The organism is Orrella sp. 11846, assembly GCF_048820935.1.
Lineage (GTDB): Bacteria > Pseudomonadota > Gammaproteobacteria > Burkholderiales > Burkholderiaceae_B > Algicoccus.
In genome coordinates, this window is record NZ_JBMERD010000009.1 from 64,598 (window position 1) to 89,294 (window position 24,697).

24 protein-coding genes and 2 tRNA genes are annotated in these 24,697 nt (G+C 48.3%); 12 read left to right on the forward strand and 14 right to left on the reverse strand.

The window, feature by feature from the left end; translation table 11 throughout:
- Positions 1 to 9 precede the first annotated feature (9 nt).
- The 7 genes from lpxK to rpsT all read left to right on the forward strand — a co-directional run bounded on the left by lpxK (position 10) and on the right by rpsT (position 5,863).
- Positions 10 to 1,137 (forward strand): tetraacyldisaccharide 4'-kinase, encoded by a 1,128-nt coding sequence (gene lpxK / locus ACOI06_RS09125; protein ID WP_420662250.1) that lies wholly within the window; start codon positions 10 to 12, stop codon positions 1,135 to 1,137.
- Positions 1,138 to 1,210: 73 nt separating this feature from the next.
- Positions 1,211 to 1,399 (forward strand): Trm112 family protein, encoded by a 189-nt coding sequence (locus ACOI06_RS09130; RefSeq protein WP_420662251.1) that lies wholly within the window; start codon positions 1,211 to 1,213, stop codon positions 1,397 to 1,399.
- A complete protein-coding gene (gene kdsB / locus ACOI06_RS09135; protein ID WP_420662253.1) occupies positions 1,396 to 2,130 on the forward strand; it encodes a 3-deoxy-manno-octulosonate cytidylyltransferase in 735 nt (244 codons plus the stop codon). The genes ACOI06_RS09130 and kdsB overlap by 4 nt, the downstream gene beginning before the upstream one ends.
- Before the next feature lie 135 nt (positions 2,131 to 2,265).
- The gene (gene adk, locus ACOI06_RS09140; protein WP_420662254.1) at positions 2,266 to 2,916 is read left to right on the forward strand and encodes an adenylate kinase; all 651 of its coding nucleotides are present in this window, start codon (positions 2,266 to 2,268) and stop codon (positions 2,914 to 2,916) included.
- 40 nt (positions 2,917 to 2,956) lie between these two features.
- Positions 2,957 to 3,715, forward strand: a complete 759-nt coding sequence (locus ACOI06_RS09145) for a 3-hydroxyacyl-CoA dehydrogenase (RefSeq protein ID WP_420662255.1) — start codon at positions 2,957 to 2,959, stop codon at positions 3,713 to 3,715.
- Positions 3,712 to 5,298 carry a murein biosynthesis integral membrane protein MurJ gene (gene murJ, locus ACOI06_RS09150; protein ID WP_420662256.1) on the forward strand — a complete coding sequence of 529 codons (1,587 nt, stop codon included), beginning with the start codon at positions 3,712 to 3,714 and terminating at the stop codon, positions 5,296 to 5,298. Before ACOI06_RS09145 ends, murJ begins: the two co-directional genes overlap by 4 nt.
- 292 nt (positions 5,299 to 5,590) lie before the next feature.
- A complete protein-coding gene (gene rpsT / locus ACOI06_RS09155) occupies positions 5,591 to 5,863 on the forward strand; it encodes a 30S ribosomal protein S20 (protein WP_420662257.1) in 273 nt (90 codons plus the stop codon).
- Between the two features lie 217 nt (positions 5,864 to 6,080).
- On the opposite strand, the gene ACOI06_RS09160 is transcribed toward rpsT, so the two are convergent.
- A complete protein-coding gene (locus ACOI06_RS09160) occupies positions 6,081 to 6,263 on the reverse strand; it encodes a hypothetical protein (protein ID WP_420662258.1) in 183 nt (60 codons plus the stop codon).
- A 113-nt stretch (positions 6,264 to 6,376) separates the two neighbouring features.
- On the opposite strand from ACOI06_RS09160, the gene ACOI06_RS09165 reads away from it, so the two are divergent.
- The gene (locus tag ACOI06_RS09165; RefSeq protein ID WP_420662259.1) at positions 6,377 to 7,339 is read left to right on the forward strand and encodes a 2-hydroxyacid dehydrogenase; all 963 of its coding nucleotides are present in this window, start codon (positions 6,377 to 6,379) and stop codon (positions 7,337 to 7,339) included.
- Here ACOI06_RS09165 and ACOI06_RS09170 read toward each other — a convergent pair.
- Positions 7,288 to 7,632: a DUF3579 domain-containing protein gene (locus ACOI06_RS09170; protein WP_420662260.1), complete on the reverse strand. Its 345-nt coding sequence runs from the start codon at positions 7,630 to 7,632 to the stop codon at positions 7,288 to 7,290. The two genes, ACOI06_RS09165 and ACOI06_RS09170, sit on opposite strands and share 52 nt — an antisense overlap.
- Before the next feature lie 147 nt (positions 7,633 to 7,779).
- Here ACOI06_RS09170 and ACOI06_RS09175 point away from each other — a divergent pair, with 147 nt between their 5' ends.
- The 3 genes from ACOI06_RS09175 (at position 7,780) to ACOI06_RS09185 (ending at position 11,267) form a co-directional block, all read left to right on the forward strand.
- The gene (locus tag ACOI06_RS09175; RefSeq protein ID WP_420662261.1) at positions 7,780 to 8,961 is read left to right on the forward strand and encodes an acetylornithine transaminase; all 1,182 of its coding nucleotides are present in this window, start codon (positions 7,780 to 7,782) and stop codon (positions 8,959 to 8,961) included.
- A gap of 26 nt (positions 8,962 to 8,987) precedes the next feature.
- Positions 8,988 to 9,938: an ornithine carbamoyltransferase gene (gene argF, locus ACOI06_RS09180; protein ID WP_420662262.1), complete on the forward strand. Its 951-nt coding sequence runs from the start codon at positions 8,988 to 8,990 to the stop codon at positions 9,936 to 9,938.
- Positions 9,939 to 10,046: 108 nt separating this feature from the next.
- Complete coding sequence (locus tag ACOI06_RS09185) at positions 10,047 to 11,267, forward strand: argininosuccinate synthase (protein ID WP_420662263.1); 1,221 nt, start codon at positions 10,047 to 10,049, stop codon at positions 11,265 to 11,267.
- Positions 11,268 to 11,363: 96 nt separating this feature from the next.
- Here ACOI06_RS09185 and ACOI06_RS09190 read toward each other — a convergent pair whose 3' ends face one another.
- The 8 genes from ACOI06_RS09190 to rnr all read right to left on the reverse strand — a co-directional run bounded on the left by ACOI06_RS09190 (position 11,364) and on the right by rnr (position 20,559).
- Positions 11,364 to 12,101 (reverse strand): alpha/beta fold hydrolase, encoded by a 738-nt coding sequence (locus tag ACOI06_RS09190; protein ID WP_420662264.1) that lies wholly within the window; start codon positions 12,099 to 12,101, stop codon positions 11,364 to 11,366.
- 201 nt (positions 12,102 to 12,302) lie between these two features.
- Positions 12,303 to 12,959, reverse strand: a complete 657-nt coding sequence (locus ACOI06_RS09195; RefSeq protein WP_420662265.1) for a peroxiredoxin — start codon at positions 12,957 to 12,959, stop codon at positions 12,303 to 12,305.
- A gap of 163 nt (positions 12,960 to 13,122) precedes the next feature.
- Positions 13,123 to 14,826 carry an aspartate-alanine antiporter gene (aspT, locus tag ACOI06_RS09200; protein WP_420662266.1) on the reverse strand — a complete coding sequence of 568 codons (1,704 nt, stop codon included), beginning with the start codon at positions 14,824 to 14,826 and terminating at the stop codon, positions 13,123 to 13,125.
- A gap of 317 nt (positions 14,827 to 15,143) precedes the next feature.
- Positions 15,144 to 15,219, reverse strand: a tRNA-Val gene (locus tag ACOI06_RS09205).
- A 161-nt stretch (positions 15,220 to 15,380) separates the two neighbouring features.
- Positions 15,381 to 15,653: an HU family DNA-binding protein gene (locus ACOI06_RS09210; protein WP_420662267.1), complete on the reverse strand. Its 273-nt coding sequence runs from the start codon at positions 15,651 to 15,653 to the stop codon at positions 15,381 to 15,383.
- Positions 15,654 to 15,892: 239 nt separating this feature from the next.
- Positions 15,893 to 17,137 (reverse strand): cystathionine gamma-synthase family protein, encoded by a 1,245-nt coding sequence (locus tag ACOI06_RS09215; protein WP_420662268.1) that lies wholly within the window; start codon positions 17,135 to 17,137, stop codon positions 15,893 to 15,895.
- A gap of 139 nt (positions 17,138 to 17,276) precedes the next feature.
- Positions 17,277 to 18,017, reverse strand: a complete 741-nt coding sequence (gene rlmB / locus ACOI06_RS09220; RefSeq protein ID WP_420662269.1) for a 23S rRNA (guanosine(2251)-2'-O)-methyltransferase RlmB — start codon at positions 18,015 to 18,017, stop codon at positions 17,277 to 17,279.
- Between the two features lie 79 nt (positions 18,018 to 18,096).
- Positions 18,097 to 20,559: a ribonuclease R gene (gene rnr, locus ACOI06_RS09225; protein WP_420662322.1), complete on the reverse strand. Its 2,463-nt coding sequence runs from the start codon at positions 20,557 to 20,559 to the stop codon at positions 18,097 to 18,099.
- A gap of 101 nt (positions 20,560 to 20,660) precedes the next feature.
- Between rnr and ACOI06_RS09230 the strand changes: the two genes are divergently transcribed.
- Positions 20,661 to 20,745: transfer RNA gene (locus ACOI06_RS09230), tRNA-Leu, on the forward strand.
- 596 nt (positions 20,746 to 21,341) lie between these two features.
- Here ACOI06_RS09230 and ACOI06_RS09235 read toward each other — a convergent pair.
- The 4 genes from ACOI06_RS09235 to ACOI06_RS09250 form a co-directional block, all read right to left on the reverse strand.
- Complete coding sequence (locus tag ACOI06_RS09235) at positions 21,342 to 22,712, reverse strand: MmgE/PrpD family protein (protein WP_420662270.1); 1,371 nt, start codon at positions 22,710 to 22,712, stop codon at positions 21,342 to 21,344.
- A 30-nt stretch (positions 22,713 to 22,742) separates the two neighbouring features.
- A complete protein-coding gene (locus ACOI06_RS09240) occupies positions 22,743 to 23,534 on the reverse strand; it encodes a Bug family tripartite tricarboxylate transporter substrate binding protein (RefSeq protein ID WP_420662323.1) in 792 nt (263 codons plus the stop codon).
- A complete protein-coding gene (locus ACOI06_RS09245) occupies positions 23,521 to 23,718 on the reverse strand; it encodes a hypothetical protein (protein WP_420662271.1) in 198 nt (65 codons plus the stop codon). Before ACOI06_RS09245 ends, ACOI06_RS09240 begins: the two co-directional genes overlap by 14 nt.
- Positions 23,719 to 23,780: 62 nt before the next feature.
- On the reverse strand, positions 23,781 to 24,482 hold the full coding sequence (locus ACOI06_RS09250) for a GntR family transcriptional regulator (RefSeq protein ID WP_420662272.1): 702 nt from the start codon (positions 24,480 to 24,482) through the stop codon (positions 23,781 to 23,783).
- Between the last annotated feature and the right edge of the window lie 215 nt (positions 24,483 to 24,697).

Consider the following 24,697-nt stretch of genomic DNA (forward strand, 5'->3'; position numbering starts at 1 on the left):
AGGGACAGCATGCGAGCACCTTGGATACACGAACAGTGGCAAAAATCGGGATGGTGGTCTATTTTGGCTCGACCACTCAGTGCACTCTACGGGTTGGGTTTGCACGTCTCACGCCATCAAGGGCTCCAAAAAAAACAGCGCACCCAAAAGCCGATAACTCCTGTCATTGTGGTTGGCAATCTGTATGTCGGTGGCACGGGTAAAACGCCTGTGATATTGCGATGCATTGAAGCACTGCGTGCCCGAGGCTGGAACCCTGGTCTAGTCAGTCGTGGTTATGGCACCAAATCATCTAAAACGCCTGCAGTTGGTCGTGGACAACTTAGCGCCGACCAATTTGGTGATGAGCCCGCCATGATTGCACAAAAAACAGATATTGCAGTGGCGGTATTTTCTGATCGCCACCAAGCTGTTTTGGCACTGCAATCATTTGACCCATCGATCAATGTCATTCTGAGTGATGATGGCTTACAGCATTGGCCCATGCATCGGGACATCGAAATCCTTGTGGAAGACAATCGGGGAATCGGCAACGGCCTACTCTTGCCGGCAGGGCCTTTGCGCGAACCAGCACAGCGTCGAGAGCAAGTGGATGCCATCACAAAACGCATCACCGACGCAAAGCCCAAACCAACCCGAGTCGAGCAGCTACAAGTCTTTTGTGAATTTCGTCTTGAGATCTGTACATTGCGACATTTACAAACAGGCGAAATCATCACGCCGGACTCGTTTCAAGCATGGCGCCAATCTCAAGCCAGTTTGCTCGCGTTAGCCGGCATTGGCGTGCCTGAGCGTTTTTTTGCGCAATTACGAACCTTAGGACTTCATCCGGACAGAACAGAAGGCCTGGCTGATCACGCCGATCTGTCTCAGACTTGGCTCTCTGAGCAGCCAGAAAGCACTATACTGTTAACCGAAAAAGACGCTGTCCGGCTAGGCACTCTACCTTGGTCACAAACGCACCTTAAGCGCGTTAGGCAAGACGAGTCTGATAACCCCGATCTGCTCAGTACGCACGCCCAACTCTGCCAAGACGCACGTGTATGGGTCGCTGTCGCGGACACTCAATGGGGTGACGACGTTTTATTTGACTGGCTAGATGCACGATTGCACGATATTCGTGCGCAGCGGCAGTAAACTCGCCTGCGTTTGCCCAGACATCATCACATCACATCGGTCGCCATACCGGTTGATCACAACAGGAATCAACATGGATCACAAGTTACTTGAAATTCTGGTTTGCCCCGTTTGTAAAGGACGCTTGCAATGGAATGCGGCGCGCACTGGTTTAGTGTGCCGTGGCGACAAACTGGTCTTTCCCGTCAAAGATGGTATTCCAGTCATGCTGGCCGACAAAGCCCTGCCCTTAGACGAAGAGTCAACCAGCGCCCAGCCATGAGCACACCCTTTCATGTCGTGATTCCAGCGCGCTGGCATTCCACCCGTTTGCCCGAGAAGATGCTGGCAGATCTGGGTGGCATTCCTTTGGTCGTGCGTACCGCGCAGCAAGCCCTGCAAAGCCAGGCAAAATCAGTCACCGTGGCGACCGACGATGAACGTATTTTGCAAGCCGTACAAAGCTTTGGTTTGTCAGCCATCCTGACTGACCGTGATCACACCAGTGGAACCGACCGATTGGCACAAGCGGCACGCTTATTAGCATTGCCTGACGATTGTCTGATCGTGAATGTACAAGGCGACGAACCGCGTATTGCACCTGCACTCATCGATCAAGTTGCTCAAGCCTTAGCCGAAGACACTGAATCACACATGTCGACCTGCGCCAAAGTACTAACCGATGAAACCCAGCGACTCAATCCCAATGTTGTCAAAGTGGTCTGTGACCGACACAATCGTGCCCTGTATTTCTCTAGAGCGGCGATTCCCCACATTCGAGAAAACGCCCTAGCCCCGTGTTTACACCATATCGGCTTATATGCGTATCGAAACGCTTTTTTACAGGTCTTCTCCAGATTAGAGCCTGGCTTATTGGAACAAACGGAATCTCTAGAACAGTTGCGTGTACTAGAAAACGGGTACCGAATTCATGTCGCCATCACGACACTTCCCCACGAAGCAGGGGTTGATACCCATGAAGATTTAGAACGAATCCGTCGGCAATATACGTGAACTGCACCCATCAAATTTGAACATCAAGTACTATTAACCAATTTAGGTCATGCAACAGAACAGTCACACTTATTAAGATCACTTAAATTCTTTCGTGACAAGACACATGACGCAACATCAAGACAGGAGCAACCTATGCGTCTCATATTACTTGGCCCTCCAGGGGCAGGCAAAGGCACACAAGCCACCTTTCTCACAAAACATTTCAACATCCCGCAAATTGCCACGGGTGATATGTTGCGAGCAGCTGTTAAAGCCGGCACGCCGTTGGGCCTGGAAGCCAAAAAAGTGATGGACGCGGGTGCCTTGGTTTCAGATGACATCATCATTGGTCTGGTCAAAGATCGTCTCAAAGAAGACGATTGCAAAACAGGCTACTTGTTTGATGGTTTCCCACGCACAATTCCTCAGGCACAAGCCCTGATCGACGCATCCGTTGGTTTAGACTTTGTCGTGGAAATCGAAGTTCCTAATGAAGACATTATCGAGCGCATGAGCGGTCGTCGCGTGCATTTATCCAGTGGTCGCACCTATCACGATCGTTTCAATCCACCCCAAAAACCTGGTTTGGATGATGTCACGGGCGAACCTTTGGTTCAACGTGATGACGACAAAGAAGAAACCGTGCGCCATCGTCTCAATGTCTACGTTGAACAAACACGCCCATTGGTCGATTTCTACGCCAAACTGGCTCAAACCCAAGCAGATGCCCCGCGCTACAGAAAAATCAGCGGTGTAGGTTCCATGGAAGAAGTCCATCAGCGTTTGCTGCAAGCATTGGCGTAAATCCCTATTCATTCATTGATTTAACAAGGAATGTTTCACGATGCAAATCAAAGATAAAGTTTTTATTGTGACTGGCGCAGCTTCTGGCTTGGGCGCTGGAACAACTGAAATGCTGGTCAAAGAAGGCGCCAAAGTGCTCATGGCTGACGTTCAAGACGAACTAGGTCAGGCACTGGCCGCTAAACTCGGTCAAGTCTATGTGCATTGCGATGTCACGCAAGAAAGTGATGCCGCCAACGCTGTGGCCGAAGCTGAGAAACTGGGCCAAGTGTTTGGTCTCATTAACTGCGCTGGAATTGCACCGGCTGCCAAAATTGTGGGTCGCAACGGCGCCCATGCTCTGGACCTCTTCCAAAAAGTGATCGCAGTCAACACAATTGGCTCATTTAACATGATGCGACTGACCGCTGAACTCATGCAGCGCAACGAACCTCTGGAAACGGGTGAGCGCGGTGTGATGATTAACACCGCTTCTGTGGCTGCTTATGACGGTCAAATTGGTCAAGCCGCTTATGCCGCTTCCAAAGCTGCTGTTGTCGGCATGACATTACCGATCGCTCGCGATCTGGCACCTGTCGGCATTCGTTGCATGACCATCGCACCAGGTATTTTTGGGACCCCGATGATTTTTGGAATGCCACAAAACGTTCAGGACTCACTAGCCGCCAGCATCCCCTTCCCATCTCGTCTGGGTCGGCCAGAGGACTATGCCAAACTGGTTCATCAAATCATCACCAATGACATGCTCAACGGTGAAACGATTCGTCTAGATGGCGCAATCCGCATGCCACCTAAATGAGTTTATTACGTGCGGCCGCGACAGTCAGTAGCCTGACGCTGCTGTCGCGATTTACCGGTCTGGCACGTGACATTGTCATTGCCAGACTGTTTGGTGCAAGCGGACTCACCGACGCATTTTGGGTCGCATTCCGCATTCCAAACCTGATGCGACGCCTATTCGCTGAAGGCGCTTTTTCACAGGCTTTTATTCCGATTCTTGGCGAAGTACGACAAACCCATCCCGATCATGAAGGGGTACAGCAATTTGTCGACCGTGTCGCCAAAATCTTATTCACCACCCTAACTTTAGTGACTTTGCTCGGTATCATTGCCGCGCCTTTGGTTGTCATGGCCATGGCCAGTGGCATGATGGGTGAAGCACGTCAAGACGCCTTTGAAGCAGCGACGTGGATGACACGGCTGATGTTCCCTTACATCATCTGTATGTCTCTCGTGGCCTTTGCCTCTGGCATCCTTAACACTTATAAACGCTTTGCGGTGCCTGCGTTCACACCCGTTTTACTGAATCTCAGCATGATTGGTGCGAGTTTTTTACTAGTACCCCATCTGTCGCAACCCATCTATGCGCTCGCAATCGGCGTCATGATCGGTGGTCTGGCTCAACTCGGTGTGCAATGGTGGGCTCTGTCACATTTGAAGCTACGTCCGCGGTTGGCTCGCACATCCCTACGTGAGTCTTGGAATGACAGCATGGTCCGGCGTGTCATCCGACAGATGATTCCCGCCACAATTGGCGTTTCAGTCGCACAAATTTCATTGCTCATCAACACCAACATCGCCACTTGGCTCACACCGGGCAGTGTCACTTGGTTGTCCTTTGCCGACCGATTGATGGAGTTTCCCACCGCTTTAATTGGAGTGGCGCTCGGAACCGTTTTACTTCCCACTTTGTCACGAGCCAATGCCAGTCAAGACGATCAGCATTACAGCGCTCTTTTGGACTGGGGCTTACGTTTAGTCTTTTTGCTGGGTTTACCCGCCGCCCTTTGCATGATTTTGCTCGCAGACGGCATGGTGGCAACTCTCTTTCAGTACGGTGCATTTACGGCACGTGATGTCGCGCAAACGCAAACTGCGGTCATGGCGTATTCGGCTGGGCTAATTGGTTTATTACTCGTAAAGATTCTGGCGCCTGGCTTTTATGGTCGTCAAGATATCCGAACACCCGTCAAAATTGCCATTGGCGTGCTCGTCATCACGCAATTATTTAACGTCGTGCTCGTCCCTTGGCTAGATCATGCTGGTTTGGCTTTAGCCATTGGTCTTGGTGCTTGCACAAATGCTTTAGCACTCTTCATTGGCTTAAGAAAACGGGGAATTTACCGACCAAGTCAAGGGTGGTTGCTCTTTCTACTGCGACAGATCTTCGCATTAATCGTCATGGGCTGGATACTTCAGCTGGTCGGCGCACAAGTTGACTGGACCAGTGACACGATTTCAGTTTGGATGCGTGCCGCATGGTTGATGTTGACACTCTCTTCAGGCGGCCTAGCCTATTTGATTATCCTATTTGCACTGGGTGTACGGCCTAAAGATTTTTATCGTCAACCTCAAGCCAATAAAACCGCGCAAACGACTTAATCCATCCTGGCGAATCATCTCATACATACCTTGTCACTGTGTCGAATGTGCAAAAGGTGTAAAAATTTGGTTTGTCGTGCTAAAATGCTGAATTGACTAAAACTTGGAGTCATTCGTTTGTTGCAGAGTGGTGTCTTCGTTCACACCAACAACCCCCTGCAAAAAAGCCGATTCAATCGCACGAACAACTTCAGACCCAATGCATACATATTGTGATTCGGTGATCAGGTTCTTATTGACAGATCTCCGGTACAAGATTTAATTTTCTAGAGACTTTTAGGTAAAGAAAAAGATGGCCAATTCCCCACAAGCACGCAAACGCGCTCGTCAAAACGTTGCCAGCCGCGCACATAACGGCAGCATGCGCTCCATGATGCGCACATACATCAAACGCACAATCGCCGCTATCAATGCAGGCGATCAAGCTGCTGCAATGGAATCGCTGCGCAAAACCACTAGTGTGATTGATCGCGTGGCCGACAAAAAAATCATTCATAAAAACAAGGCTGCTCGTCATAAGAGCCGTCTGAACGCAGCTGTCAAAGCTATGGGCCAAGCCGCCTAAGCTTTGCAATAGACATTCGTTGAGTTTAAAAACAAACTAAACGTTTTTCTAAACTGGCTGCAAGAAGTCGATGAGGTGTGCTGACATTCGTCACCACACCTTTTCTTGTTGATAAAAAAACCTTAAACCAAAAGCCCAAACGTTTTTTTGCATTTATCTTTTGCTTTTGTCTTTTGCTTTATAGGCAACCTCACCAACATTCAATTGACGCACACGCCTAATGCACTGCAGACTGCACTCCGTACGCTTTAAGCCGAGCAATCACCTGCTCGTAAGTTTGGCGTGATTCATCATGAATCTTGCGCCAGCATAAAACGCGTACCCAACAATCCAACCGTTGAAAATCCCACAGTTTCAGATTCACTGCAATATCCGCCAATAGCGCGCGACCTGATTCCATTGGTTAGTCTGTTGCAAATGTTCAATTTCCAGAACCTACAAACTGTTGACTTCTCAGGACTGATTCTCTGAGGCAAAATCCCATCATCGAATACTCATCGTCAAGGAACCTTCATGACAAAACCCCGCGTACTACAAATTGGCTCCATCGCAGGTGCCATTCAGGCCAATGCCGCATTGCGTGAAAACTATGACGTCATCGCGCTGTGGGAAGCCCAAGACCGTCAAGCATGTTTGGAAGCCGCTAAAGATGTCGAAGTGATCATTACCACCGCACGTTACGGCTGTCCGTCTGACGTCATTCTTGCACTCCCCTCACTGAAAGCCATCTGTAGTTGGGGTGTGGGTTACGACTTAATAGACCTTGAACTACTCAAACAACGCAACGTGCAATTAAGTACAACACCGGATGTCCTGAACGACTGTGTTGCCGATGAAGCTTGGGCATTATTGATGGCGAGCGCACGCCATATTGTGCAAGGTGACCAGATGGTGCGCGCCAATGATTGGGAAAACGGCACGAGAACACTGCCACTGGGGACGCGCGTGGCTGGTAAAAAACTGGGCATTCTAGGTTTAGGCCGAATTGGCCAAGCCATTGCCAAACGCTCACATGGCTTTGATATGGAGGTGCGTTACCACAACCGCAACCCTCGCAATGACGTGCCTTATGAATACAGCAAGACACTCCTAGAACTCGCTCAATGGGCCGATTTTTTAGTTATTGCCAGCGTCGGTGGTGAGGAAACCCGTGGCATTGTGAGTCGCGAAGTACTGCGTGCACTGGGACCCAAAGGCATCGTTGTTAATATTGCACGCGGCTCAGTCATCGACGAACAAGGCATGATTGAACTCCTACAAAGTGGTGAGCTCGGTGGTGCAGGATTAGACGTTTTTGAGCATGAACCCCGAGTCCCAGATGCACTCAAACAAATGCCACAAGTAGTGCTCATGCCTCATGTGGCCAGCGCAACGTACGAAACACGTCAAGACATGGAAACCTTGTTACTAGAAAACTTACGTGCTTATTTTGCGGGTGAAGGTTTAGTCACTCCATTGTCACTCAACAACGTGTGATCACCTTCTGCAGTCTTGAGCCGATTGTCATGTGCAAAGTCCACTGCAAACTTCCAGGCAAGCGGCTCAATTTCTCGCAGACGATGATCAATCACCACACACGGCACCCCATCGATCCGATTGGGCACTGCAAAGGGTGAATAAGAGATCGGACAGCAAGGCCCATCGGTTGGCGGTCGATACGGAGACAGCACACCTGCGAGTCGTTCAGCCCAGTCACTGGGCCGGAATCGCTGGCCTTCAGAGGTCACACCGTAAATTACAAAGAGAGGAGACTGAGCCGAATTTGTCATGTGCGCCACAATAAAGCATTAAAACGCCATCAAAGATGGGAGTTGAGACAAAGAAATGAACCGCTAACCTTAGGGATTGTATATGATTCATACTTTAACCTCCCCTCCCTCTTTGGGTTTTTGACTGACTGACAGGATAGCTAACTCATGACTTCTGCGCTTTCAAACATTTATGGACGGCAAGCCGTTTCTTTCACACATGGTCAAGGTGTCTGGTTATGGGATGCGCAAGGTCGACGATATCTAGATGCCTTGAGCGGAATCGGCGTCACCTGTCTAGGCCACGCTCACCCAACGCTTGTGAAAGCCATCTGCGACCAGGCCAGCAAAGTCATCCATACATCCAACATCTACGAGATTGAGCATCAAGAAAAACTCGCTCAAGAACTCGTGCGTTTGTCTGGCATGACCGAGGTGTTTTTTGCGAACAGTGGATCGGAAGCCAACGAAGGCGCCATCAAACTGGCTCGCATGTATGGCCACAAACGTGGCATTAAAGTACCAACCATTATTTCCATGGAATCCTCCTGGCATGGTCGTACATTGGGCACACTGGCTGCCACAGGCAGTACGAAAGCACGTGAAGGATTTGATCCGCTACCCGAAGGGTTTATGCAGGTTCGTTACAACGACATCGCTGCCCTCGAAGCAGCAGGTGATCAGTGTCCCGATGTGGTTGCCGTTTTACTCGAAGTGGTTCAGGGTGAAGGCGGTATTCGACCCACCGAAGCCTCTTATCTGAAAGCAGTGCGTGATTTGTGCACAGCGCGCGGCTGGCTTCTCATGATCGACGAAGTGCAAGCAGGTATGGGTCGCACAGGCAAATGGTTTTCTTACGAATGGGCAGGTATTCAACCGGATGTTGTAACACTGGCCAAAGGCTTGGGCGGCGGTGTACCCATTGGTGCTGTCATTGCAACAGGTCCCGCAGCCGGCGTTCTACAGCCTGGTCAACATGGCACAACGTTTGGTGGTGGCCCCTTGGTGTGCGCTGCTGGCTTGGCCGTCCTTGAAACCATCGAATCCGACAAAATTCTAGATAACGTGAATCAGGTTGGTGCGCATCTGGTCAAACGTCTTCAAGACGGCTTGGCCGGCCTTGACGGCGTGCGCGAAATCCGCGGCAAGGGACTGATGCTGGGCATTGAGCTCGATCGTCCTTGCGCCATCTTGGTTCCACAAGCGCTGGAACAGGGTTTGTTGATCAACGTAACACGTGATTCTGTGGTGCGCTTACTGCCCCCCCTGATTCTCAGCATGGAAGAAGCTGATACATTGGCAGACACCCTGATTTCCCTTATTCAACAGTTTTTACAGGACAAGGGCTAATTGCGCTGCATGGCCCAGACGATTCTATGGAACAAACGACAGCAACACCCATCCGTCACTTTTTACGGCTTGACGACTTAAGTGCCAGCGAATTGCACTATGTCCTTAAGCGTGCCGCCATTATTAAGGACAAATTTAAACGCTACATCCCCTATCGCCCTTTGCATGACCGCACTTTGGCCATGGTGTTTGAAAAAGCCAGTACACGCACTCGCGTGTCCTTTGAGGCTGGGATGTATCAAATGGGTGGGGTCGTGATTCATCTGACCACCAATGATTCGCAACTGGGTCGCTCCGAACCCATCGAAGACACTGCACGAGTGATTTCTCGAATGGTCGATCTGGTGATGATTCGCACCTTTGGACAAGAACGTATCGAGCAGTTTTCTGAATATTCTCGTGTCCCTGTCATCAATGGTTTGACCAATGAGTTTCACCCCTGCCAAATCTTGGCAGATGTGTTTACCTACATTGAACACCGTCAGTCGATTCAAGGCAAAGTCGTGACTTGGATTGGTGACGCCAACAACATGTCCTACACCTGGATTCAGGCCGCTGCATTACTGGGCTTTACATTTCACTTTAGTGCGCCTCCTGGCTATCAACTCGATCCTGCTCGTTTAGAGGGCATTCCAAGCCACGTCTATAAGTCTTTTGATGATCCGGCACAAGCGTGTGAAGGGGCTGACTTAGTCACAACAGACGTCTGGACCAGTATGGGATACGAAGAAGAAAATGAAGCGCGCCGCAAAGCCTTTGCGAACTGGTGCGTCGACGAGCGTCTCATGTCACGAGCCAAACCCGATGCACTGTTTATGCATTGCCTACCTGCTCATCGCGGTGAAGAAGTGAGCGCTGGTGTCATCGATGGTCCACAAAGCGTTGTCTGGGATGAAGCAGAAAACCGACTTCACGCACAAAAAGCCTTGATGGAATTTTTGTTGCTGGGACGCTTAGACGGCTCGTCTGACGACTGAGCTTGTTAAAATCAACTCCATGCGTCAGCATTGCGCCTGACCACCCACATTAATCGCAAACCGGTTTGACTGATCTACTCAGCCAGACCGGCCTTTTTAAGGTGTTTCATGAGTCAAGTTAAAAAAGTCGTTCTAGCCTATTCGGGTGGACTCGACACATCCGTTATTCTTAAATGGTTACAAGATACCTACCAATGTGAAGTCGTCACCTTTACGGCGGACATTGGTCAAGGCGAGGAAGTTGAACCGGCACGTGCCAAAGCGCTTCAGTTCGGCATTCCTAAAGAAAACATTTTTATTGAAGACCTGCGTGAAGAGTTTGTGCGCAACTATGTTTTCCCAATGTTCCGCTGCAATACGATCTACGAAGGCGAATATCTGTTGGGCACCTCGATTGCAAGACCCTTGATCGCCAAACGTCAGGTCGAAATCGCACACCAAGTTGGTGCAGACGCAGTTTCACACGGCGCGACCGGTAAAGGTAACGATCAGGTTCGTTTTGAGCTGGGTTACTACGCACTGGATCCCGAGATCAAAGTCATTGCCCCTTGGCGTGAATGGGATCTTCTGTCTCGCCAGAAACTGCTTGACTACGCCGAAGCCGCTGGCATCCCTGTTGACATGAAACATAAAGAAGGTGGTGCGCCCTACTCCATGGACGCCAACCTGTTGCATATCAGCTATGAAGGTCGTCACTTAGAAGATCCCAAAAACGAAGCTGAAGAAGCCATGTGGCGCTGGAGCGTCTCACCTGAGGACGCACCCGATACACCAGAATACATTGACATCGAATTCCGTCATGGCGACCCTGTTGCCATCAACGGCGAAGCGATGACACCTGCAACCTTGTTAGAGACACTCAATAAACTGGGTGGCAAGCATGGTATTGGCCGTCTGGACTTGGTTGAAAACCGCTATGTCGGTATGAAATCACGGGGTTGCTACGAAACTCCCGGTGGTACCATTTTGCTCAGAGCACATCGTGCCATTGAATCTGTCACGCTGGACCGTGAAGTCGCCCACCTTAAAGACGACCTCATGCCTCGCTATGCCGAACTGATTTACAACGGCTACTGGTGGTCTCCAGAACGTGAAGCGCTTCAGGTTCTCATCGATCACACACAGAAAGCGGTCAATGGCTGGGTGCGTCTGAAACTGTACAAAGGCAATGTCATCACAGTCTCACGTGACTCAGACAACTCGTTGTTTGATCAGACCATCGCCACCTTTGACGATGACGGCGGCGCATACAACCAAGCCGATGCAGAAGGTTTCATTAAACTGAATGCACTGCGTCTTCGGATTGGCGGTAAAGTCGCGGGTCGTTAATACAATAGCGCCCCCGACTAACGAAGTCCCTAAGCCCCTGCGATTGATCTCTCAGGGGCTTTATTTTGTCTGTATTAAGCGACGTCTTAACGTCAATCAGATTGACAGTAATAAACGGATCACAGCGTCTGGAGAGGTCAACATGGCATCGTGACCAGCATCCATTTCCAGATACCGCCAATCTTTTTGAGTTTTGGCGAAAGTCCGACTGGATGTCGTGGGACCATACTCAGGCACAACTGCCACATAAGTCGCTGGCAAGCCGTTCCCAACTGGATTATTCAGCGTTAATACGGATTCATAGGTTGCAATGGGATGCGGTGTGCATTTAGACATCAACCAGGCCGCCTGTGAGGGCTCTGAGACACCCATCGCCTCTGGCGTGGGTATTGGTATCGACACACCGCCCGAAGAGGCCTGTGAAAGCGCTCTACGCTCATCGGCAACATCCGCTGAAATCACTGAAAACGCACTTTGACCATTTTGTAGAATTAAGGAATCCAGATAGACTAAATGTCGAATTCTCTCAGGCATTTGATCTGCCACAGCAGAAATCACAATCCCTCCAAAGCTGTGCCCTACCAGTACCACATCATTCAAATCTTCCCATGTGAGGACATTCTTCAAGTCGTCAATGAACACATCCAACGTAATGTCTTTAGACAAAAGATGCGAGCGTTCCCCCAAGCCAGTCTGTGTTGGCGTGTAAACCTGATGCCCAGCTTGTCGCAACGCTGCGGCAACCTCTCGCCAGCACCAGCCCCCATGCCAAGCACCGTGGAGCAGAACATAGGTTTTTGAAGTTTGTAGAGCATCTGGATTTGACTGTTTCATGAGATGGTTTCCATATCTAAAGAAGTATTCAACATTTCAAGTAAAGACTTGTCAAAGTGATTCACGGTCTCGTTCATCTTAGCGATCGCTCAAAAATCACAATAAAAAACCGTCTGAACCCATTTTCAGAGTATCAGACGGTTTTTATTTGTGCCCGCAAGTCATGTCAATCACGACACAACCTATTCAGCAACACCTAAATTACTTCTTCGGTGCTTTGGCCATACGCAGGTATGGCAATTTGACATCGATTTCACCAAACTGAGCTTTTGCTTCTTCATCGTTCAGTGCCAGACCGACGATCACGTCCTGACCGGGGACCCAGTTTGCCGGTGTTGCCAAGGGCACACCGTCGGTTGCCTGAATGGCATCCAGAGCACGCAGGATTTCAGCAAAGTTACGACCGACAGACATGGGGTATGCCAAGGTCAGACGAATTTTCTTGTCGGGACCGATGATGAACACAGTACGCACTGTCGCGCTGTCAGCCGGAGTACGGCCATCTGGCAAGTACGCATCAGCAGGCAACATATTGTAGAGCTTAGAGACCTCCAGCGAACGGTCATCGATGATGGGGAAATTAGCGGGTGCACCGGCTACTTTCTCAATATCGTTTTTCCATTTCACGTGATCTTCGACGCTGTCCACGGAAACACCCATCACTTTGGTATTGCGGGCTTCCCATTCTTTAGCCAATTGCGCTACTGCAGCGAACTCAGTGGTGCACACAGGGGTGAAATCTTTAGGATGAGAAAAGAGAATGGCATAGCTGTCACCCATCCAATCATGCAGGGTAACTTTTCCAGCGGTTGAGTCGACCGTGAAGTTTGGGGCGACGTCATTAATTCTAAGTGACATAAACAACTCTCCTTGTTTATTGTTGAGATGCGCATGCAAATCAATTATGAGATTGAGGGATCAGCGCGCACTGATGAAATTAAACTCAACGGCAAACGACAATCCTTACTTCTATGATACACCCTATCCACAAGGGTTAACCAGAAGAGCCATTGACCGTGAATTAAGAAAGCGCCACGATAATCGGCCCCCAGACAGCGAATAAGATATTTGAGACCGCGTAGCAAACCGTAAATCCGATGACCGGTGCCTGGCTGCCACTTTCTTCGATCACCGCACTCATTGAAGCCGCTTCTGTTTGAGCACCCGCAATACCGCCTAATAAAACAAGGGGGTGTAGCTTCAATATATAGCGGCCAACGTATAAAGCCACAATTGGTGGCACTAAGGTCACAAAGACTCCAGCCCCTAGCAAAGACCAACCATGCTCCTGCATGGCCACAATGGCTCTGGGACCTGCCATCAATCCGACAATCGCCGCAAACGCAGTTAAACCAAGCTCAGAAAACGCCCACTGTGCCGCAGGTGGTAAATCACCCAGGTTTGGATAGCGGGTATGCAACCAACCGGCAATGAGTGCCACAATCAAAATACCACCGCCCACACCGAGCTCGATCGGAATCGCACCAATATGCGTCGACAACAAGCCCACCATCGTGCCAATTGCAATCGCGAACGTATGCAATGCGATATCGCTTTTATACCGTGATTTTTTAATCCGCCCAAACTGATTTGCGATGTTCTCAACTTGATCAGCTCGACCAATCAGCTCGACCACGTCACCCCGTGTATAAATCAGGTGTTTACTCAGTGGCAATTCATACTCACCCCGTGTCATTCGTGAGACAAAGACACCATGGTCACTCACCTGACCTAAGTTGGTTCGAATTTCTTTGAGTGACAGCCCTTCATATTCTTTTTTATTCAAAACCATCACGACAGACTTCTGGGGATAAGACAGCGCAATAGCGTTATCAACTTCTGGTCCGATTTTGAACTCCAGATTCGTGGCTTTGCTGCGGCGTGCGGCAAGACCGACCACATCGCCTTCATCTAGGATCAGGTCTGGCTCTCTCTCATGAATCTCATCATTGCGAATAACACGTTCAATGCTCAGGTATGGCAGTTGCTCTTCGACTTGCTCAACGGTTAAACCAACCACTGGCGCATCAGGCATCACCTGATGTGAACGAAACACCATCATGCTGTACACACTCACATCATCTTCTGAAGAGCCAGAGCCGACGTTTCCTTCACCGCCCGTCAGTTGAGCTTCGAACTCACGCGCAGACTCTTTCAGATTAATCCGCAAAAGAAATGGAGCGACGGCACCCACAAAAATAATCAAACCTACAGTCCCGAACACATAAGTCACGGCGTATGCAATCGCCATATGACTATTCAGAATATCGAGGGCTTCCTTGGTAATGTCTAGCGTCTGCATTGCGCTGGAAGCCGTTCCCATCATGGCTGTATCCGTCAATGCTCCGGCTCCAATGCCTGCTGCAAAGCCAGCATCAAAGTGAAAAACCTCATTCATGATAAGAATACAGGCTAGCCCCGTGACACACAGTACAACGGAGAGAATCACCAGTTTGATTGTGCCTCGGTTTAGACTTTCAAAAAATGCAGGCCCGCTTTTAAAGCCTACCGAATAGATAAACAAGGCAAAGAAAACGCTTTTGAGCAAGGCTGGAATTGCAATATCTAGCTGTCCGATGACCAGACCCGCCAATAAAGAACCCGCAACTGCCCCCAAATGAAACGGTCCGAGCTTGATTCGCCCAATCAGCGTACCAATCGCAATCGATAAGAAAATCGCGACCTCGGGATGGTTGCGAAACACATTGATCACCACATCAAACATACAGGCACTCCAGACAAATCTTCAAAGTCAGTACCAATGCGCGGCTTAGACAATCTGAAAGTCTAAGCACATGTTCGCAACACTCAGGGTAAATTAGTAAATCCGCTTACACTTCTCAAGAGTTTCGAATGAAGCCCTTTCTGATATCAAACAAATCAACAGTGTCAGTGTGCACAAAAATCAATTTTAATTGCACGTGCTGGCGAAAACTGACGCAACCTATTGTTTTTAGCAATAGACAAGTTGGAAAGTTTTTTGAAGCGGAGATTTTTGAAGTATAGCTTTTAAAACGAAGGTTTTAAAAGCTGAAGTGTTTGTGGTGGGTGCTGACGGGCTCGAACCGCCGACCTACGCCGTGTAAAGGCGCCGCTCTACCAACTGAGCTAAGCACCCACAAACGAAAAGAATGTCCAATGACCAGAGATTCTGGGAGACAACAAAGTCACTCTGAAGGATCACTCTAAAAGACTTGTGTGAAGGTTTTCTGAACGCCAAAAAAGACTCAGCGGTTCGTATTATACCGAACCGCTGAAAAAGGTCAAAACACGTTGTAATTAGTTCACGGCGTCCTTCAGACCTTTACCGGGACGGAACTTGGGCACTTTGGCTTTTTTGATCTTGATTTCTTCGCCAGTACGGGGGTTACGACCTGTACGGGCAGCACGCACCGAAACCGTAAACGTTCCGAAGCCGACCAATGTGACGTCCTCACCTTCTTTGAGGCTTGATTTCACACCTTCAATCAGCGCATCAAGCGCACGCCCTGCTGCCGCTTTCGAAATCTCTGCTTCACTTGCAATATGGTCGATCAATTCGGTTTTATTCATTTCAGGATTACCCCTCTGTTTTAAAAATTTAAATGAGCAGACCACGATCGAATCGACAGTCTTAAATTGGCGAGCCAATCGCATCAATGCTCGCATACAAGATATGTAGCCCTCTCAGGCCCTCTGTGTCAAGCGTATAAACCCCAGAAAATGCTTAGTTACGCAAAATATTGTTGATCCTCAGCAACAAGAACATATTTTTAGCACACTTGCAAACACCTGTGTGTCTTAAAAAAGTATTAATTCTCCAAGGCGTTTGAGAAGTCGCGCAGCAAATCTTGTTCATCTTCGATACCTACTGACACCCGAATCAGGTTGTCAGAGATACCCATTTGTGCGCGCATTGCCGGCCCCATCTCGTGATAAATTGTGAGCGCTGCAGGCAGGCAAAGTGTTCTCGTATCGCCCAAATGGGTTGCAAGAATCGCAATTTTTAATCGATTAAGCACATCGAGACAGTCTAATTCGGGTTTAATCACAAACGACAATAATGTGCCATAGCGCCCCCCAAACAGCGTTGTAGCACGCTCATGTTGCGCATGCGATGCGAGACCTGGGTAAGCAACCGACTGCACGCCAGGGTGCACTTCCAGCATCTGAGCTAAGGCCATTGCATTGTCACAACCTCGCGCTAGTCGTAAAGCCATAGTTTCGGCACCCAAGGAAATCCGATGCGCAGGTTCTGCAGCCAAGGTCGCACCCATATCTCGCAACCCTTTCTTGCGAATCTGTGTCAACCCCCATTGCGCAGGGTTTCCCTGACGATAGGTTGGCAAAATATTGTCGTATGCCTCCCAGTCAAAGCACCCCGTATCGATCACAACACCACCTAAGGCCTGAGCTTGCCCGGCAATATGCTTAGACAGTGAGTGCACCACTAAACTGGCGTTGATGTCACGACCTTGTAAAAGCCAAGGTGTCGTCAACGTACTGTCCACGACATAAAGAAGCTGATGTGCTTTGGCCAGTTCACCGATTTTGATCAGATCAGCCACCTGAGTCCCCGGATTGGCAATCGTTTCCACAAACAACAGACGAGTATTGTCTTGTAAAGCGGCTTCAAGATTGCGTGCATCCGTCGCATCGACCAGGGTCACTTCCACACCCAACTGACGAAGCGTGCCAAACAAACTATTGGTGTTGCCAAAGATATTCTGACTAGCCACCACGTGGTCACCGGCCTTGAGTAAGGTCGTGAACAAAGCCGCCAAAGCCGCCATTCCAGTCGAAAAAACCACGCTCCCTTGTGCGTTTTCCATGAGCGTGAGCTTACGCTCTAACCAGGCTGTCGTTGGTGTACCCTGGCGCGCATAACTAAAACCTGGTTGGCCTTGAAACACGGCGGTGAGCGACTGGGCATCTTCAAACGCATATTGAGAGGAGGAATGCATGGGCTTATGAACCGCACCGTGCTCAGCACCTGCGCGACGATCGGCATGCAAAATTCGGGTTGTTAAGCCTTCGGAATAGCTTTGATCAGACATGATGGAATTTGAAACTCTATAAGACGGATGGCTACACACGAAACCAAATGTCGTAACCTTTCACAAAACAGACAAAAAAGGTCTTCGGAAGAAGACCGAATGAATTGCTTTTAATTCTAACGCCAGCAACAGTCACAGTTTAAGTCGAAAGACGTTGACGCACCGTTTCGAACAAACAAACACCCGTGGCCACACTGACGTTTAAGCTCTCAACAGATCCTGCCATCGGAATACGTACCAACATGTCGCACAGCTGACTCGTCAAATGACGCATGCCTTCACCTTCGGCACCCATGACCCAAGCGATCGGTGTTTTTAGATCCACCTCAGACGGTGTTTGTTCACCACGCTCATCGGTTCCAACAATCCAGACTCCACGAGCTTTCAAATCTCGCAGGCAACGCGCCAGATTCGTTACAAGTATGTACGGCGTACTCTCAGCTGCACCGCAAGCCACACGTCGCGCCACTGCAGTTAAACCGGCTGAACGGTCACGAGGAGCGATCACAGCATGCACACCAGCCGCATTGGCAGTGCGCAAACAAGCACCTAGATTATGAGGATCAGTCACTCCATCCAGAATCAACAGAAACGGAACACCATCGATTTCATCAAACAACTCATCGACCGTCTGTGCCAGCGCCATTGTATTGGCCATGGCGACAACGCCCTGATGCCGAACACCGGCGGCCAGCTCATCCAATCGCTCAGCTGAAACTGTCTGAATTTTCAAGCCCGCCAATTTCATGCGATCAATCAATGACTGCATGCGTTTATCACGGCGTTGCATATCGACGTACACCGCACGAATAGTTTGGGGCGCATGTCTGACTCTGGCTGTGACTGCATGAAATCCTGCAAGCACCTGATGTTGACTCATAACCTTCCTAAAAACTCATCAATGACCAATTTAATGCGGCGTATTGTCGCACTCCTGTGCAAACTCAATCCAAATCACGTCAACCGCGCTTCTTTTTACTACCACCCGCACTGGATTTTGATTTTGCTTTGGAACTCGCCTTACTACTTGCTTTGATCGCCTTACGAGCTTCTCGCGTTGCTTTTGCACGCCGCTCACTGGCCTTACCTTTCAGTTGCGAAGGCTTGGGTGCAGCTGGTTTCTTATAAACAGGGACATCATCAGACGGATCTTGCATGCGTCTAGCCACACGCTTGAGCGCCGCATACGAGGTGCCTGTCACCAAACGAAACTCAATACGACGCGCTTCGAGATCCACGTTTGCAATCTGAACCTGCACAGTATCTGTTAAGCGGTATCGTTGTCCCGTACGCTCACCTCTAAGCTCATGCATGGCTTCATTGAACTGAAAATACTCTGTTCCCAGTTCTGAAACGTGCACCATACCTTCGACGTGCAAAGTGTCCAGCGTCACAAAAATCCCAAAGTTGGCTACGCCCGTAATGCGGCCACTAAAGACTTCGCCAATTTTTTCTTTGGCAAACCAGCATTTGAGCCAAGCCTCAACATCGCGCGAAGCATCATCTGCGCGGCGTTCATAGGCCGACAAAATGACACCCAACTTCTGCCAGATATCATGCTCAATCTCTTGTGCGGTCATCCCTGGCACCACGACGTGATCAGGTGGCGTTGGTGTGTAGCGTTGCTTACGCAACAATGCCTTAATCACTCGATGGGTCAATAAGTCAGGATAACGGCGAATGGGCGACGTAAAGTGACTATAGGCCGTATAAGAAAGCCCAAAGTGACCCATATTGTCTGGCGAATAAATGGCTTGCTGCATCGAGCGCAAACACATCGTCTGCAGCAAATCAAAGTCCGGACGATCACGCACCTTGTCCACTAACTTGGCATAGTCACTGGCAGACGGCTCCGCGCCACCCTCCAACTCCAAACCCAGTGTTTTAAGGAAGAGTCGCAATGATTGTAATTTTTCTGTGGTCGGACCTTCATGAATTCTGTAAAGACCCGCATGACGGCTACGTTGCATAAAGTCTGCTGCGCAGGTGTTCGCCGCCAACATGCTTTCTTCAATCATGCGGTGGGCATCGTTTCGTACCACACCAATAATGCTGTCGATGCGACCGAGGTCATCACACACAATCTTGGTTTCAACCGTCTCAAAATCAATTGCGCCGCGTTTTTTTCTGGCAGCAATCAACAAAAGACTTAAGGCATATAAATGCTGGACTGGTCCCAACAACGTACCGAGTTCATTGGCTACAGGACCTTTAGGCTGCTGCAGTGCTTCCCAGACCTGAGTGTATGTAGTGCGCGCATGCGATTTAATAACAGCCGGATAGAATTGATAAGCTACAACCTGACCTGCTTTGACACCGTTGCCTGCAATCACCATATCGCAGACCAGTGTCAAACGTTCAACATTCGGATTGAGTGAACAAATCCCAGTTGAAAGTTTGGCGGGCAACATAGGAATAACCCGTCGTGGAAAGTACACACTCGTGCCACGTGCACGTGCATCGACATCCAGCGGCTGCCCTTCCCGTACGTAGTGGCTGACATCGGCAATGGCCACAATCAGGCGCCAACCAGGGCGTTTGCGTTTCTCAGTCCCTAATTCAACAGGCTCGCAATACACCGCATCATCAAAATCTCGGGCATCTTCGCCGTCGATGGTGATCAAGGGGACATCGCGCAAATCAACACGGCCTTTCAGCTCATCATTCTGTACGGTGTCTGGTAAATCGCGAGCTTGGGCTTGTGCGGCATCCGAGAAATCAACTGGTACATCAAACTTGCGTACCGCAATTTCAATCTCCATACCGGGATCATCAATTTCACCCAAGATTTCAGAGACACGTCCCAGCGGTTGAGTTTGGCGTGTGGGTTGCTGAATAATCTCAACACACACAACCTGACCGTGCTTGGCACCGCCTGTTTCTGTGGGAGGCACGAGAATGTCATGTTTCACACGCTGGTCTTCCGGAGCCACAACCGAGACACCATGCTCTTTTAAGAACCGACCTACCAGTTTCACAGTGCGCCGCTCAAGCACCTCCATAATTATGCCGTCAGGTTTGCCTCGATGCTCTCCAATGAGCTTGACGAGCACTCGATCACCATGCAACACCTTAGCCATCTCTCTTGGAGACAAATAGATATCTGGACCGCCTTCATCACGCACCAGAAAACCAAAACCATCTCGGTGGCCTAAAACACGACCTGCAATGAAATCCAGTTTCTTTGCGAGTAGTAATACGCCGGTACGATTGGTATAGAGTTGCCCATCTCGAAGCATGGCACGAATACGGCGCTCATAGCCAACTAAGGTGGATTCACGCTCCAATCCCAAGTAGTCGGCCAATGCTTCAATCGTTAAAGGGTCTGACGCCTCACGCAGTGCGACTAGGATGTCTTCGCGACTGGGAACATCCGGGTCGTAATCAGGAATGTGTGCGTATTCATTCGGAACACGGTTGATCTGTGGTGCGTTTACGTTTTTTTTTGTGGGCTGATTTGCCAAAATTTAAATCTCGTATATAATTCGTTTCTTGTCAGAATAACATTATGCCTGACATTGATGCCCAGGTGGCGGAATTGGTAGACGCGCATGGTTCAGGTCCATGTGCCGCAAGGTGTGGAGGTTCGAGTCCTCTCCTGGGCACCACCGCTAATTAAATAGACGTCAATGGACGTCTATTTTTTTGCCTAAAATTCGCAAAAGTGCGGTTAATACACAACACCATCAAACGCTTTAACGCTAAATTGTACGCATACAAATAGACAAAACCACCTGCTACAAACGCCGTGCAAACGCCGACCAAAAAGCAAAAATAAATACGCACACTTTCATATATGTCCAGTATTTAGCAATTCATTACGCAAAGATTACGCGCGAGATTACGCAGACACCCGCACCCACTTTATGCTGTTGAATCGAAAAGCACAACGCATAAAATTCAATGTTCCTCCGAAAGCGCTTTGGGCGTAGGATGAAGAAACTTCAGCACTGAAGTGGCATGATTTATTCGGAGGTACCTAATGGTTACGTTTGATGAGTCAGACGACATATAGAGATACCTAGCTTCTCAGCACACAAAGTTCATGATGAAACTTGCGAGCCTGGCGCATACACATGCTGAGTGCAAAATAAAAACTCACCACCAGAATTTTAAATCTAAGTGGTGAGTCTTTATTTCTGTTAAGTCGAAGAAAAATGAAATGCTCTTTTTAATCAACCAACATCATTCAAAAATAAAATGATTATTTTTTGGACAATTCTGTGACTTTACCGATATTTGCCGATTTAGATAAATTCCAGCACGCCGAGATAAGATCAGAAGTCTGTTCAGCACCCAAAATTCCATCGGTCATGCCGTGAAACTTATTTTCCAAATCTTTACCAGTCATAGGGCGCTGTAAAGAACCAATGGCATGTTCGACAAATATATGAACAGTGCTACCATCGACCAAAGTCGCAGTGGCATCCACACTAGCCTCATCCATATTGTTGTCGATCACAGCAGTGACTTTATTGCGAACACCGACCACATCCGCACGATTAACTATCTCATCGGCATACTCGTCTTCGCTGGCTCTTCCGAAAATGAGCCCTGCTGCACAACCATGGTACACACTAAATTTACCTTCCAATCCATCTTTCGGTTCTTTTTTGCCCGTTAATTCAAGCACCAAAGGATGCACTTTCAAATCAATACGAGCCAGATTTTCAGGTGTCACTCCCTTTTCTCGCAATTGCACACAAGCATCAATACTGGGATGGATCACAATACCGCATGCAAAAGGTTTATAAGAGTTAAATGAAATCTCAAACCGCTCGCCCAATTGATCCGTAATTTCATTCCAGTCATATTTGGTTGAAATGACTTGAGCAAAACCTCTAGGTGCCTCTAACGCACGTCCACTTGCAGTAAAACCCGACTTCGCAAATAAAGCCGACATCAATCCGGATTGAGCCGCAGCACCTGGATGGAATGGTTTTGTCATCGTGCCAAATTGCTCACGCAAACCCACGGGTTGAGAAGCTGCAATCCCTAACGCCATCGTCGTTTGCTTAACGTCCAGTCCAAGTAATCTGGCACAAGCCGCTGCCGCACCCAGTACGCCCGTGGTCCCTGTAATATGCCAACCACGATCATAGTGATCAGGGTAAATCATATTACCAATACGGCAGGAAACGTCGATTCCGATTACCAATGAATCAATGATTTGACGCCCACTCGCTCCAGTTAATTCAGCCAGTGAAACAAGCGCAGAACACACAGGCCCAGCCGGATGAATAATGGTTTTGAGGTGCGTATCATCAAAATCAAACGTATGAGAGGTTATTCCATTAATTAAAGCTGCAGAACCAATATCAACCTTTTCAGTTCTACCTAAAATAGTAGCTTGAGGAGAAGGCTGTAGAGTATTGACGGCTGCTAAAGCTGCAACTGCAGCCTCGTGTTGTGATGCACCGACTGCACAACCCAACCAATTCATAAAAGTGCGATGCGCCTCATGCTCAACATCATCATCCCAACCACGTGATGGATGATTGACAATATATTCCGCCAAAATATTCGTAATCGATGGGGCGTTTTGATCAGAAGCAACTTGTGTATTGCGTGACATAACTTACATATTCCTATAAAAATTTAACTATCACGTATCTATTTTGATATTTTGTTTCTTAGCAAGGTCTCTCCAACGCTCAAAGTCGGCTTTTGCATAACTAGCAAACTCTTGCGACGACATTGGCATAGGTTGTATCGCCTCAACTTCTAATTGTTTAACCAATTCAGGCTCACTCAGCACATCATTCAAACTTTCATTCAAAATTTTTACAATTGCTGGATCAATACCTTTAGGTCCTGAAACACCATACCACTGCAGCACATCGGAATACCCTTTCACGCCCAACTCTTCAAAGGTGGGGATATCCGGAAAACGAGGGCTTCTTTCTTTCCCAGTAATAGCAAGAGCACGCACCGCTCCTGAAGTGAGATGAGGAACAGCTGCTGCTAAGCCCGGGAACATTGCATGAGTCTGGCCTGCAATCAAATCTAAAAACCCAGGAGCAATTCCTTTGTAAGCAATATGAATCATATTTGAGTCAATATCTTGCTTAAGCAATTCCATCAGCAAATGAGTTAATGATCCTGCGCCAGCCGAACCATAATTAAGATCATTTCCTTGCTTTTTGACATACTCTACAAATTCTTTAAAGGTATAAATAGGCAGTTTCGAATTAATCACCAATACGTTTGGTGTGCCGCCGATCATACCAACAGGCGTGAAGCTCTCAACTGGGTCGTAAGGAACATTACGCGTCGCCGGACTTGTCGCGAGCGTTGCCACATAACCTTGCATTAAAGTGTAACCGTCAGGTGCAGATCTTTCTGTTTTTTGGCAAGCAATAATGCCTCCCGCACCACTTTGATTATCTACTACAATATTTTGCCCAAGCTTTTTTTCCCCACGCCGAAGTCACTGCTCTAGCCACATAATCACTCCCTCCACCTGGCGCCACAGGCACAATGTACATAATTGGGCGTGATGGAAAAGTTGAGTTTGCAAATGAAATCTTAGGCATTGCAAGTACAGCTGCACCACCAACTAAAAATGAACGACGATCCATGTTTTTGTCTCTCCTATACGCAAACTTATGAATTTAATTAATCACTAATAACTAATCATTTTTCACTCAATGCTTCGCAATCGATCATATGCACTTCTCACATGATGATCTAATAAAACCGAACAACATTTATCTTGTTTTTTAATATTTGCATCACTAAGAGATTCAACGATCTGCTTATGTTCTGCATTAGAACGTTCTCGATAACCTACCGATGAAAGATTTTTAAGTCGCGACAAATGAAGTTTTTGAATTAATTCTCTATATACTTTTGCTATTTCTTTATTTTCTAAATATTGAATAAAATGCCAATGAAATAAAAGATTCTCTCGGTAATACGCTTGTGGATCCTTTTCTTTAATTGCAATATCCATCGCAACTGTACTTTCTTCAAGAGACTTTACAAGTTGATGACGTTTCTCTGTCGTAAGTTGTGCCGCCATTCGACCCGCATGACTATCAAGAACCGCACGAAAATAATATAAATCCCGTTCTTCAGACTCTGACAATTCGCGAACATAAACCCCTGAATGCTTGCGAGAAACCACCAACCCCGAACTCTCTAGCTCTCGTAAAGCTTCTCTCACCGGAACACGCGACACCTTTAACTGATCAACTAACTCAGATTCTCTTATCGCCTGACCTGGCGCGAATACACCTGACAAAATTTGGCTCAAAATCTGGTCACGAACCAATTTTCCTAAAGATGTATTCTTAATTTCAAGAAAGTCATCTTCATCAACTTCACTAACCAGCCAATCCATCATTCCTCCAGTGTTTCGTATAATTGTATACGTTTATACAAAACTCGCAAGATAAATTTTTAATGACGTCATGAACGCAATGAAAAGCTCTGTAGACAAATATTTCATAGAAGGCAATTCGAATCACACTCTCCTGACATGAACCAGTATTTCATCGCTATAAAATGCAAAAAACGGATAGAAAAGAAAAACACATTTCCCTAGCCGCTCAACAA